We start from the raw sequence: 12,656 nt of genomic DNA on the forward strand, positions 1-12,656 counted from the left end.
TTGCCGCGCCATCTTATGCTGCTTTGCGGCCGCGCGCGGCAAGCCATGCCTCGGTCAGTCTCTCGAAGCGCGACGCCATGTCGGCAACCGCTTCATCGTCCGACATCTTGCCGGCAAGCCATTGTTCGGCCGCGTTGATGAAGATGGTGCGGCCGACAGCGAAACCCTTGACGATGGGCGCCTTGGCGGTCGCGGCGAAAGCCGCTTCCAGTTCGTCCTGCGGCGCTTCCAAACCGAGCAGTACAATGCCGCGGCACCACGGATCGTGCTTCAGGATCACCGCCTCGATCTTTGCCCATGCGCCGGCCGATGCCTGCGGTTCGAGCTTCCACCAATCGGGCTTGATGCCGAGTGCGTAGAGTTCCTCGAGCGCGCGCGGTATCGTCATGTCGTCGAGCCTGCCGTGCTTGCCGGCGATGATCTCGACCAGAAGTTCTCTGCCCACTTTCCGCGCGGCCTCGAACAAAGCGCGCAGTTTCTGCTGCTGTTCGCTCTTCAGCGCCGCCGGATCGTCGGGATGATAGAAGCACAGGCATTTGATGCAGTGGTCGACCGGCCATTCGGTCAGTTGCGAACCTATGTCTTGCGAGAACTCGAAGCGAAGCGGCCGCGAACCCGGCAACTCGACCGGCCGGCCGAGCCAGGCGAAGGAATGGTGGGCGAATTCGAACATCGCCTCGCGTCCGTATTTTTCGTCGAGCAGCATGCCGTAGCCGGCGCGGCCAGCCGCGACCTTGGCCGCAGCCTTGACTGTCAGCACCTTGAAAGCTGGGATTCGCGACGGATCGGCGCCGGCTTTTGCCGCGACGTCCTCCAGCTGGACGCGGTGGTCGCAGGCGAACGCCATCAGCGAGGGGATGTCGCGCCGGCGCGTGGTCGCCCAATGGATGTGGTTGATCGCCTCGTCCTTGCGCAGCGCCAGATGCTTGCTGCCGTTTTTCAGGAAGAACTGCAATTCCTCGAAAGTCGGGTATTCCGGTGCGCAGAGCAGCCGCGACACGGCAAAGGCGCCGCAGGCATTGGCCCAGGTTGCCGCCGTCGCCAGGCTTTCCTCGCCGAGCCAGCCGCGCAGGAAGCCCGACATGAAGGCGTCGCCGGCGCCGAGCACATTGTAGACCTCGATCGGAAACCCCTTGCCGACGACACCGTCCTCGAGGTCGTCACTGATCGGCCCGTCATAGACGATGCAACCCATGGCGCCGCGTTTCAGCACGATGGTTGCCGCCGACAGCGAGCGGATGGTTTTCAGCGCGCGCAGGCAATTGTCTGCGCCCGAGGCGATCATGATTTCCTCTTCGGTGCCGACGATGAGGTCGCAGTCGGGCAGCACCGTCTTCAACTGCGCCGAGACGCGGTCGGATTTCACATAGCGCTCGAAGCCTTCGGCGTGGCCGGCGAGGCCCCACAGGTTGGGGCGGTAGTCGATGTCGAACACCACTTTGCCGCCCTTGGCCTTCATGGCACGGATCGCCTTGCGCTGGGCGGCGTCGCTGTTGGGCCGTGAAAAATGCGTGCCGGTGACGACGACCGCGCGTGCCGAAGCGATGAACGCCTCATCGATATCGTCTTCCGAAAGCGCCATGTCGGCGCAATCGCTGCGATAGAAGATCATCGGCGAGACGCCCTCATCCTCGACCGACAGCAGCACCAGGGCGGTCAGCCGCTCCGGATCGGTCTTGAGGCCTTGGACCGAAACGCCCTCGCGGGTCAGCTGCTCGCGGATGAAGCGGCCCATCTGCTCATTGCCGACGCGGGTGAGCAGCGCCGAGCGCAGGCCGAGCCTGGCAGTGCCGACCGCGATGTTGGCCGGACAGCCGCCGACCGACTTGGCAAAGGAAGTAATGTCCTCGAGGCGCGAACCGATCTGCTGACCATAGAGATCGACGGAAGCGCGGCCGATCGTGATGATGTCGAGCGGCGCATGTCTCGCTTCCACGGCTTCGCCCATTCGAACCTCCCATCGGCTTTGTTGTCTTGGGTAACACGCGCGAGCGGCAGCGTGGCGCCGGCAATATGAAATAATAATTCCAATCCATAGTCAATATGGAACGAGCATTCCCCAAGGCTGAAAAGTGCTGTGCAAGGCTTGCGCGCTCAGAAACTTTGAAGTCAGACGAACGTCAAGTGTCTACCACTGAAACCAGCTGATTTACCAAGGAAGCGGGCCATCATCGTTGAAGTACCCGGCGGTCGGGCCATCGGCGTCCAGGGTCGCCAGGTGAATGACGATCTCGGCCGCCTGCTGCACCGTGCGGTGACCTTTATACCCGTTGAGATCGGTGGCAGTGTAGCCGGGCGCCGCGGCGTTGACCTTGATGCCTTGGGGCGCGAGCTCCCTGGCGAAGGCCACGGTGATGGCGTTCAAGGCTGTCTTGGAGCTGCCGTAGCCCATCATGTTGACGGCGTGGTTGGCGGTGGCGGGATCGAGCGCCCTGCCGATGGACCCGGTGGAGCTGCTCACCATCACGATGCGGGCAGCAGGTGCTGCCAGCAACAGCGGCAGGAATGCCTGGGTTACGCGGATCGGGCCGAAGACATTGACGTCGTAGGTGGCCTGGATGTCGGCGATCCGCTGCTGGCTCGGCGGCAAGTCGTAATTGATGGCGACGCCGGCGTTGTTCACCAGCACGTCGAGGCAGGAGCCGGCCTGCCTGAATGCCTCGGCTGCCGCCTTCACACTGTCATCGCGCGTGACGTCCAGCTCAAGCCATTCCACGTCGAGGCCTTCGGCGCGCAATGCCTGCGCCGCCGCCATGCCGCGTTCGGCGCTCCTGGCTCCGAGCCAGACCTTGAAGCCCATGGTCGCCAGTCGCCGGGCGATTTCGCGGCCTATACCCTTGTTGGCGCCGGTCACCAGCGCGCTTTTCGATGCTCTCATAATCGGTGTCTCCATTTTTTCTTGTGGAAGACCCACAAATGGCACCGAGGCGGCGCGCGCCGCGCGCCGGAAATTCTCCGGCTCTTGCCTAATCCTCTCATGCTGTTGCGCGGCCGGTACGAATGCGCGATGCTGGCGCAATGAGCGAAACGCTGCAGGAGTTGATCGAGATCGCCAGCCGCCATGCGCGCGGGCGACGGACAAGAACGGCGGTTCCCCGCGTTTCGATAGGCCGCAGCGAAGTCGCCACGGCGCCATTGCCAGGGGTGTGGGGGTCGGGGATCTTATTCGTATTGCAGGGCGCGAAGACGGTTCTGATCGGCGACCGGGCTCTTCGTTACGATCCGGCCAGTTATTTCATCTACACTGTCGAGACGCCCACCATCAGCCAGATAGTCGAAGCGAGCGCGGCGCGTCCTTACCTGGCCATTGGCTTGACCCTTGACCTGCAGGCCGTCGCCGCGCTTCTCGTCGAGCACGCGCCGGCCCTCAGTGGCGACAGTTTCTCCACCTCTCCCGCCGATGACGATCTGCTTGACGCGTTGCGTCGAATGATGCGGCTGCTTGACCGGCCAGCGGAGATTCCCGTGCTCGCGACCACGATCGAGCGGGAGATGCTGTTTCGGCTCCTGCAAGGCCCCCAGGGCGGAAAGCTTCGTGAACTTGCGCGCGCCGATGGCCATCTGTCCCGGATTGGCCGGGCGATCGCCTATATCCGTTCGCATCCCCATCAGCCGGTCCGCGTCGGCGATCTGGCCGAGATCGCCCGTATGAGCAGTGCTGCGTTTTATCGTCACTTCAAGGCGGCGACGGCCATGAGCCCAATCCAGTATCAAAAGCAAATCCGCTTGCTGGAAGCCCGCCATCTGCTGATTGCCCAGCCGGGCAACGTGGCGCGTGTCGCCTTCGCTGTCGGCTATGAGAGTGCTTCCCAGTTCAGCCGGGAGTATGCCCGCCAGTTTGGGTCGCCGCCTGCCCGCGACGCAGCGCGGCTTTTGGCAGAAGGCGAAACGGCAATAGAGGTGATCTAAGGCTTGCGCCTCTTGCCGCTATCGCGCCGCTTCTCGCCAACGGCGACGGTCAGCGCCATGGCCAAAGCCATCGTCGCCGACAGCGAGCGGAAGCCGGCGAAATCGGCCTCGGCGACCTCGAACCAAACCCTGGCGAATTGGGCGAGCGGCGAAAAGGAGCTGTCGGTAATCGCCACGATCGGTACGCCTTGCTCCGAAATGACGCGTGCCTCCTCGATCGTGGCCGGGGCATAGGGCGAAAAGCTGATGGCGATCACGGCATCCCTTGGAGAGGCAAAGCCGATCATCTCTGCGTTCAGGCCGGCGGCCGATTCGATCAGCTGGTTGCGAATCTTGAGCTTGCCCAATGCATAGGCGATATAGGAGGCGACCGGGTAGGAGCGCCGCTTGGCCAGCACATAGATGGTTTCCGCCTTGGCCAGCACGGCAATCGCATCTTCGAAATGCTCTTCGTTCATAGTGCGCGAAATGTCGTTCAGCGAGGTGCTGGCCGCGGCAACAAAACCGTCGAAAATCGCCCGGTGGCCGGCGCCTTCCTCGGCCTTGGCGCGCAATGCCGCCAGCCTTTCATCATAGGACGAATTGCGCTCGCGCAGGCGCTCGCGAAACACCAACTGCAGGCTGGTGAAACCGTCAAAACCAAGCTGCTGGGCAAAGCGGATCAGGGTCGAAGGCTGGACACCGGCGGAGGCGGCGATGCTGGCAGCGGTGCCGAAGGCGATATCGTCGGGGTTATCGAGCGCATAGGCGGCGATCTGGGCGATGCGTTTCGGCAGGCTCTGGCGCCGCTCCAGGATCGTCGCCCGCAGCGTTTCGAAATCGCGAGGCACCCGTTCGTCCATCGTCGCTCCGCCCAGGCTCATCGTCTGGTCCCTCTGTGCCCCATCATAGCGGGCCTGTGCAAGAACACCATAAAAAATGAGACAAGCGTTCCATTCGCAAACAAAATGGACTAATTCATCCACACAAAATTTGCACGCAGCGGAGACAAGACAGATGGTCGGGGTAGGTCTTATCGGCACGGGCTTCATGGGCAAGTGCCACGCCATTGCCTGGAACGCGGTCGGCACCGTCTTTCCCGATGTGGCTAAGCCAAAGCTGGTCCATCTGGGCGAGGTCAGCGAGGACCTTGCCAAACGCCGTGCTAGCGAATTCGGCTTCGCCAAGGCGTCCGGCGACTGGCGCGCCGTCGTCGACGACCCGGATGTCGATGTCATCTCGCTGACCACGCCAAACCAGTTCCACCCGGAAATGGCTATCGCCATCCTCGAAGCTGGCAAGCATCTGTGGTGTGAAAAACCGATGGCGCCGAGTTTTGCGGAGGCGCAAGCAATGGCTGCGGCGGCCCAAAAGTCCGGCAAGGTCGCCGCGCTCGGCTATAACTACATCCAGAACCCGGCGATCCGTCATATCGGCGCGCTGCTCGACGAGAAGATCATCGGCGACGTCAACCATCTGCGTATCGAGATGGACGAAGACTTCATGGCCGATCCGGAGGCCCTGTTCTTCTGGAAGCACGAAGCGGCGTCCGGTTACGGCGCGCTCGACGATTTCGCCGTGCATCCGCTGTCGCTCATCGCCGTGCTGTTCGGCCGCGTTGCCCGCGTCATGTGCGACATGGCCAAACCCTATGCCGACCGCCGCGTCGCCTCGGGCGGGCGCCGCGCGGTCGAGACCTACGACATCGCCAACATCCTCATGCATCTCGAAAACGGCATCGCCGGCACGCTGCTGGTCAACCGTTCGGCCTGGGGCCGCAAAGGCCGGATCGCCATCCAGATTTTTGGCTCGAAGGGCTCGATCCTGTATGACCAGGAGCGGATGAATGAGTTCCAGCTCTATCTGACAGCCGACCGGCCGACCGAGCAAGGCTATCGCACCATCCTGGTGGCGCCGCACCATAAGCCTTATGACGCCTTCCTGCCGGCGCCCGGCCACGGCCTCGGCTTCAACGACCTCAAGATCATCGAATGCCGGGAACTTTTGACGCGGCTTGCCGGCAAGCCGGCGCGGATCATCGACTTCGACGAGGGGCTGGAGATCGAGCGCACCGTGCACGCGATGGCGCGCTCGTTCGCGGAACAGCGCTGGATGGATGTTAGGTAGTAAGCCCGCGCTGGTCTTCCCTTCTCCCCTTGTGGGAGAAGGTGGCCGAGCGAAGCTCGGTCGGATGAGGGGTGTTGGACGGATCGCTACAGCGAAGAAATAAGCACTTAAAATCCCTCAATATTTTTACGCCGAGTTTCTTCCAACACCCCTCATCCGGCTCGGCGCTGCGCGCCGATCCACCTTCTCCCACAAGGGGAGAAGGAGAAGTGCTCAGGCTGCTCCTGGCCGGCCGGCGATCATGGCGCGGCGCACCGACCGGCGCCGCTCGACGGCGTCGCCAAGGCCGTAAAGCACCGTCTCGGTGGTTGCCCAGTCGATGCAGCCATCGGTGATGCTCTGGCCATAGACGAGCGGCTTGCCGGGCATGACGTCCTGCCGGCCGGCGACAAGGTTGCTCTCGATCATGACGCCGATGATGCACTCGTCGCCTGCCGCCACCTGGCCTGCCACGTCAGCCGCCACCCCTGGCTGGTTTTCCGGCTTCTTGCTGCTGTTGGCGTGGCTGACATCGATCATCAGCCGCGGCGCCACGCCGATCCGGCCGAGCTCCGCGCAGGCAGCAGCAATGCTGGCCGCGTCATAATTCGGCACAATACCGCCGCGCAGGATGACGTGGCAGTCCTCGTTGCCGGTGGTCGTCGCGATGGCGCTGCGCCCACCTTTCGTCACCGCCATGAAATGGTGCGGCTGGGCGGCGGATTTCACGGCCTCGGCGGCGATCCGCAAATTGCCGTCGGTGCCGTTCTTGAAGCCGACCGGGCAGGACAGGCCCGATGCCAGTTCGCGATGAATCTGGCTCTCGGTCGTGCGCGCGCCAATCGCGCCCCAGGCGACGAGGTCGGCAATATATTGCGGGGTGGTCATGTCGAGGAATTCGGTCGCCGCCGGCAGGCCGAGATTGTTGACGGCGGCGAGCACGCTGCGGGCCATCCTCAGGCCCTTGTCGATGTTGAAGCTGCCGTCGAGGTCGGGATCGTTGATCAGGCCCTTCCAGCCGACCGTCGTGCGCGGCTTCTCGAAATACACGCGCATCACGATCTCCAGCCGGTCCGACAGGCTTTCATGCAGCGATGCCAAACGGCTGGCATAGTCCACGGCAGCGGTCGGGTCGTGGATCGAACAAGGGCCGACGACGACCACCAGCCGGTCGTCGGTGCCGGTCAGCATGGCGTGAATCGAATTGCGTGACGCGGCAACGGTCCGCGTTGCCGTCAGTGTGCGGGGTATCTCCCGCATCACCTCGTCCGGCGTACTCAGTTCTCTGATTTCCTTGACCCGAAGATCGTCTGTGGTGGTCAACACGGCTTTCTGCTCCTGATTGGGGAGACCTGCCGGCTAAAACAAAAAAGCCGCCAGGTCTGGCGGCTGTTCGGATGTTGTTGCTGCAATCTTCAGATCGAGCGCAATCCTCCCGCCGCCAGCGAGTTGCTAAAATACCAGAACGAGGCGGTCGGGTTGATCATGAGGGCTGATATAGTCGATGCGGAGGGGTTTGTCACGCGTCTGGTGGAGGACGTCTACTCCAGCCCATTCGCGATTGGCTGAAGCCCCCGAACTTCGTCATCCCTGGGCGAAGCAGGAGCGAAGCTCCGTACTCGCCGGCGTTATTCCGGTGACGCCCCGGCGATGCTCTGATCGTAGTCGACCAGCGAGCCGGTCATGACGCCGGACTGCGGGCTGATCATATAGCTGATCAACCGGGCAAGCTGCGCCGGCTTCACCAATTGACCCATCGGCTGCGCGGCTTCGGCCTTCTCCAACCAGTCCTCCAGCGCGTCGTGCCATTTCTTCTGCACGATCGCCTCGCCTTCGGTGTCCATCCAGCCGGGCAGCACCGCGTTGCAGCGGATGCGATTGCCGCGATAGGCATTGGCGACATTCTTGGTCAGTGTCGCCAGCGCTCCCTTGCTGGACGAATAGGGTGCCAGGAACGACTGGCCGCAATGCGCCGACATCGAAAGCACGTTGACGATCGAGCCCGGTGCCTGGCGCGCCAGCAAATGCGCCACCACGCCCTGCATCAAGAAAAACGGGCCGCGCACATTGGTCTGGAATATCTGGTCGAAGAGATCCTCGGAGGTCTCAACCAGCGAGCCGCGAGCCGAGGTGGCAGCGGCGTTGACCAGCGCGTTGACGGTACCGAAATGGCCAATCGCCGTTTCGACCGCACGCTTGCAGTCGACCACCTTTGAAACGTCGGCGCTGATGAAGATGGCATCGACGCCTGCGCGCTTGAGAGCGGCGACAGCCTTGTCGCCCTTTTCCTGCGAGCGGCCGATCAGCGCCAGCGCCCGGCAGCCCTCATCGGCCAGCGCTTCGGCGACGGCAAAGCCGATGCCTTGTGCGCCGCCGGTGACGATGGCGCGTGTTTCGGAATTGCGACCGGCTGAACCGTTCATCGCCTTGCTCCTGTGCTTGATAGTCAGATTGTGTTGTCGAGGCGGACGGTCTTGCCTTCCTTGGCCGATTTCAGCGCCGCATCTGCCAGCCTGAGCGCCACCAGGCCGTCCTTGCCGCTCGGCGACGCCTTCTTGCCTGACGTCGCTGCCGCGATGAAGGCAGCAATCTCGTTGGCATAGGCGTCGAGATAACGGGTCATGAAGAAATCGTGCAGCGGCGGCCGTGTATAGCCTTTCTCATTGGCCAGTTCGATCGACACCGGCCGCTGGTTCTCGGCCGCAATCATGCCTTTCGAGCCATGCACTTCGATGCGCTGGTCGTAGCCATAGGTGGCGCGGCGCGAATTGGAGATGACGCATTGCTTGCCGGAGGCGGTTTCGAGGATGACGCTGACGCTGTCGAAGTCGCCGGCCTCGCCGATCTTCTTGTCGACCAGCACCGAAGCGTGCGCACTGACCGCCACCGGCTCTTCGCCGAGCAGGAAGCGCGCCATGTCGAAATCATGAATAGTCATGTCGCGGAAGATGCCGCCCGAGCGGCCGATATAGTCGAGCGGCGGCGGGCCGGGATCGCGCGAGGTGATGGTCACCATTTCGACGGTGCCGATGGCACCCTCGTCGATCGCCTTGCGCACGGCGGCAAAATGCGGATCGAAGCGGCGGTTGAAGCCGACCATCAGGGTCGCGCCGGTCTTGTCGACGACGGCCAGGCATTGTTTCACCCTGCCGGCGTCGAGGTCGATCGGCTTTTCGCAGAAAATCGCTTTACCCGCCTTGGCGAAGCGTTCGATCAGATCGGCATGGGTGTCGGTCGGCGTGCAGATGACGACTGCGTCGATATCCCCGGCCTTCTCGATGTCATCGATGCTGCGCACTTCTGCGCCATAGGCAGAGGCCAGATCGGTCGCCGCCTTCTCGAAGGCGTCGGCAACTGCAACCAGCCTGGCCTCAGGATTGGAACCGACGGCGCGAGCATGGACCTTGCCGATACGGCCGGCACCGAGAAGAGCAAAGCGAAGAGGCATGAAGAATTTTCCTTTGAGGATGGTTCGGAAGGGAGGGCGTGTCAGCGCCTGTGGCTCGGCGTTGGCCGTTACGCCGCAAGTTCTGCCTGCCCGGTCTTGGCACCGGTGATGTAGGAGACAATATCGTTGCCGTCGGTGTCCTGCTTGCGCAAATTGGCGACGATGCGGCCGCGCCGGAAAACGACGATGCGGTCGACCAGGTCGAACACCTGGCGCATGTTGTGAGAGATCAGGATCAGCGGCTCGCCATTCTCCTTCAGCGTGCGGATGATGTTTTCGACCTGCATCGTCTCCTGCACGCCGAGCGCCGCCGTCGGCTCATCCATGATGATGAGCTTGGAGGCAAAGGTCGCGGTTCTGGCGATCGCCACGCACTGGCGCTGGCCGCCCGACATGTGGCGGATGGTATTGGAAAGATTGGGAATCTTGACCGCCGTGCGGACCAGGGCGGCCTCGGTCGCCTTGCGCATGAACTTGCGATCGAGGATCGAGAACGGTCCGAGATTGAACAGCACCCGCTCGCGGCCGAGGAACAGGTTCGACGGCACGTCGAGGTCGTCGGCGAGCGCCAGGTTTTGGAACACCGTCTCGATACCCGCCTCACGGGCTTCGATGGGGCCGGCAAAATTCACTTCCTTGCCGTCAAACCACATCCTGCCGCTGGTGCGCTGCTCGACGCCGGTAATCTGGCGTACGAAGGTCGATTTGCCGGCGCCGTTGTCGCCCATGATGGCGACATGCTCGCCCTTGCGCAGCTCGAAGTTGGCACCCTCGAGCGCATGGACGCCGCCATAATACTTGGTCAGGCTTTCGGTCTTCAGGACGACGTCCGACATGATCAAGCCCTCATTGCCCGCAGGCGTTGGCGCCACTGGTCGAGAACGACTGCGCCGACGATGATCACGCCTTTGACCATCTCCTGATAATAGGCGTCGAGGCGCAGAAAGGTGAAGCCGGAGATGATGACGCCGAAGATCAGCGAGCCGATCACTGTCCCGATAATCGAACCGCGGCCGCCCGACAGCGACACGCCGCCGATGACCGCCATGGCGATCGCATCGAGCTCGTACATCACACCCATGCCGGCCTGGGCGGTGAGATTCTTCGAGCTCAGCACTACGGCGGCGAGCGCGGCGAGGACGCCGGCAATGACGTAGACGAGGATCTTGTGATTGGCGATGTTGATGCCGGACATGCGCGCGGCGTCCTCGTTTGAGCCGATTGCATAGCAGTGCTTGCCATATTTGGTGTAGCTGAGGATCAGCTGGAACAGCACTGCGAGCGATATGAAAATGATGACCGGCATCAGCCCCTTGCCGATGGCGGCGAAACTCTCGGTCGGAAACGAGATCGGCTGCCCCTTCGACCACCATTTGGCGATGCCGCGCGCGGTGACCATCATGCCGAGCGTGGCGATGAACGGTGGGATGCGCGTGTAGGCGATCAAAGCGCCGTTGACCAGGCCGGCCAGCAAGCCGCAGCCGATCGCGACCAGCACCGGCACGATCACCGGCAGGTCGGTCCAGCCCTGGGCGATGAACATCGCCTTGGGGTTCGGGTTGCCATTGACGGTCGCCACCTGGGCGAAGCTCATGGCTATCATCGCCGTGGCGCCGACGATCGAACCCGAGGACAGGTCGATGCCGCCGGTAATGATCACCTGCGTCACGCCGATGGCAATGATGCCGACGATCGACACCTGCAGGATGATGATCTGCAGGCGCGCTTCGTTGAAGATCGCATCGATATTGTCGCGGGTATTGAACAGGAAGCTGTCGCCCAGGAAAACCCGGCCGATCAGCTCGAAAGCGCCGACCAGGATGACGAGCGCCAGGAAGACGTTGAATTCGGCCGGCCATGCGCGCCGCTTTGCATCATAGCTGAGCCCGCCGACGCCGTGAGATGTCTGTGCCAATCGTGCTTCCTCCGTCAGCCACGGTTCTCCTCTCGGCGCTGTTCAGGCCGAGAGGGAAAAAGCGGAGCGGCGCTGTCTTACTTTGGCGCGCCGCTCCGTATCGGACAGGTCCGCCTCAGTTCTTCTTCAGGAACTTGTCGATATTTGCCGGCGTGACCAGCTGGAACGGGATGTAGACCTTGTGCTCGACCTTTTCGCCCTTCGACAGCTTGAGCGCTGCGTCAAGCGCGCCGGCACCCTGGCCGGCCGCGTCCTGGAACACCGTCGCATCGAGGTCGCCCGCCTGCATCGCCGCAAGCGCATCCTGGGTAGCGTCGACGCCGCCGACGACAACCGACTTCATGTCGATGTTGGCGGCCTTCATCGCCTGGATGGCGCCGATGGCGCTTTCGTCATTGTTGGCGATGACGCCGTCGAACGGCTTGCCGGTCGACAGCCAGTTGGTCATCAGGTTCTGCGCTTCTTCGCGCTTCCAGTTCGACGTCTGCTTGTCGATGATCTTGATGAAGCTGCACTCCGGCGTGGCGATCACGTCGTCAATGTCCTTGGTGCGCTGCACCGCGGCCTGGTTCGACAGCTCGCCCATGATCACATAGACATTGGCCTCTTTCTTGCCGGCTTCCTTGAACAGGCGGCAGACCTCCTTGGTCTCGAGCGTGCCGGAATCGGCTTCGTTCGAGGCGACGAAGGCCTGGTTGTCGGGCAGCGTGTCGACGTTGACCGGCTCGCGATTGACATAGACCAGCGGAATTTTGGCAGCGGCGGCTGCGTCCGACATCGCCTGGGTCGCCGAGGTGTCGACCGGGTTGACGATGATGGCGTCGACGCCCGAGGCGGCGAAGTTCTTGATCTGGTCGAGCTGCTTGGCGACGTCGTTCTGCGCATCCTCCACCTGCAGCTCGACGCCGTCCATGCCCTTGGCCTGCTCAATCATGCCGTTGCGCAGCACGGTGAGAAAATTGTCGTCGAACAGCGCCATCGACACGCCAATCTTGGCAGCAAAGGCGGACGAACTCATCAGCGCCGCGAACGCGACGCCCAAAAACAGTTTTTTCATTTTATTTCTCCTCCACATTGGTGTCCGGCTGCACCGATCTACCCGGAATCCCCGATCTCGCAGGGAATTCTCTCCCGATTGCCATTTTTAGTTCCGGAGGCATTTGCCTGACACAGATCTTCCGGAACGAAAGAACCAAAATGCTCAGCTGGTGAAATATTTATTCCATTTCGCGTGGGCGTCAAGCGAGATTTCGCCATGACGAATGGATTTTCGGCATTTCGGGCGCTTTTAGACCGACG

General features: G+C 62.5%; 11 protein-coding genes. 2 read left to right on the forward strand and 9 right to left on the reverse strand.

All coding sequences use genetic code 11. The features are described 5' to 3' along the window. Window positions 1–13: 13 nt before the first annotated feature. Both AC0L2Y_RS14250 and AC0L2Y_RS14255 read right to left on the reverse strand, forming a co-directional pair. Window positions 14–1,948, reverse strand: coding sequence for a bifunctional 5-dehydro-2-deoxygluconokinase/5-dehydro-2-deoxyphosphogluconate aldolase (locus AC0L2Y_RS14250; RefSeq protein ID WP_473557045.1), 1,935 nt, complete (start codon window positions 1,946–1,948; stop codon window positions 14–16). A gap of 201 nt (window positions 1,949–2,149) precedes the next feature. Continuing rightward, window positions 2,150–2,878 (reverse strand): SDR family oxidoreductase, encoded by a 729-nt coding sequence (locus AC0L2Y_RS14255; RefSeq protein WP_473557046.1) that lies wholly within the window; start codon window positions 2,876–2,878, stop codon window positions 2,150–2,152. Window positions 2,879–3,018: 140 nt separating this feature from the next. On the opposite strand from AC0L2Y_RS14255, the gene AC0L2Y_RS14260 reads away from it, so the two are divergent. Beyond that, window positions 3,019–3,909 (forward strand): AraC family transcriptional regulator, encoded by an 891-nt coding sequence (locus AC0L2Y_RS14260; RefSeq protein ID WP_473557048.1) that lies wholly within the window; start codon window positions 3,019–3,021, stop codon window positions 3,907–3,909. Here AC0L2Y_RS14260 and AC0L2Y_RS14265 read toward each other — a convergent pair. Further along, window positions 3,906–4,751, reverse strand: a complete 846-nt coding sequence (locus tag AC0L2Y_RS14265; protein ID WP_473557208.1) for a MurR/RpiR family transcriptional regulator — start codon at window positions 4,749–4,751, stop codon at window positions 3,906–3,908. The genes AC0L2Y_RS14260 and AC0L2Y_RS14265 overlap by 4 nt on opposite strands. Before the next feature lie 154 nt (window positions 4,752–4,905). On the opposite strand from AC0L2Y_RS14265, the gene AC0L2Y_RS14270 reads away from it, so the two are divergent. After that, window positions 4,906–6,015: a Gfo/Idh/MocA family protein gene (locus AC0L2Y_RS14270; protein WP_473557050.1), complete on the forward strand. Its 1,110-nt coding sequence runs from the start codon at window positions 4,906–4,908 to the stop codon at window positions 6,013–6,015. Between the two features lie 213 nt (window positions 6,016–6,228). Here AC0L2Y_RS14270 and AC0L2Y_RS14275 read toward each other — a convergent pair whose 3' ends face one another. The 6 genes from AC0L2Y_RS14275 to AC0L2Y_RS14300 all read right to left on the reverse strand — a co-directional run bounded on the left by AC0L2Y_RS14275 (window position 6,229) and on the right by AC0L2Y_RS14300 (window position 12,414). Continuing rightward, entirely contained in the window at window positions 6,229–7,320 is a 1,092-nt protein-coding gene (locus tag AC0L2Y_RS14275; RefSeq protein WP_473557052.1) for a 3-deoxy-7-phosphoheptulonate synthase, read from the reverse strand. Window positions 7,321–7,622: 302 nt separating this feature from the next. Further along, complete coding sequence (locus AC0L2Y_RS14280; protein WP_473557055.1) at window positions 7,623–8,417, reverse strand: SDR family oxidoreductase; 795 nt, start codon at window positions 8,415–8,417, stop codon at window positions 7,623–7,625. Between the two features lie 23 nt (window positions 8,418–8,440). Beyond that, a complete protein-coding gene (gene iolG / locus AC0L2Y_RS14285; protein WP_473557057.1) occupies window positions 8,441–9,442 on the reverse strand; it encodes an inositol 2-dehydrogenase in 1,002 nt (333 codons plus the stop codon). 68 nt (window positions 9,443–9,510) lie between these two features. Continuing rightward, window positions 9,511–10,278, reverse strand: a complete 768-nt coding sequence (locus AC0L2Y_RS14290; protein WP_473557060.1) for an ATP-binding cassette domain-containing protein — start codon at window positions 10,276–10,278, stop codon at window positions 9,511–9,513. 2 nt (window positions 10,279–10,280) lie between these two features. Continuing rightward, complete coding sequence (locus AC0L2Y_RS14295; RefSeq protein WP_292655972.1) at window positions 10,281–11,357, reverse strand: ABC transporter permease; 1,077 nt, start codon at window positions 11,355–11,357, stop codon at window positions 10,281–10,283. Window positions 11,358–11,472: 115 nt separating this feature from the next. Then, entirely contained in the window at window positions 11,473–12,414 is a 942-nt protein-coding gene (locus AC0L2Y_RS14300) for a sugar ABC transporter substrate-binding protein (protein ID WP_473557062.1), read from the reverse strand. Window positions 12,415–12,656 lie beyond the last annotated feature (242 nt).

The organism is Mesorhizobium sp. WSM4830 (assembly GCF_055811495.1).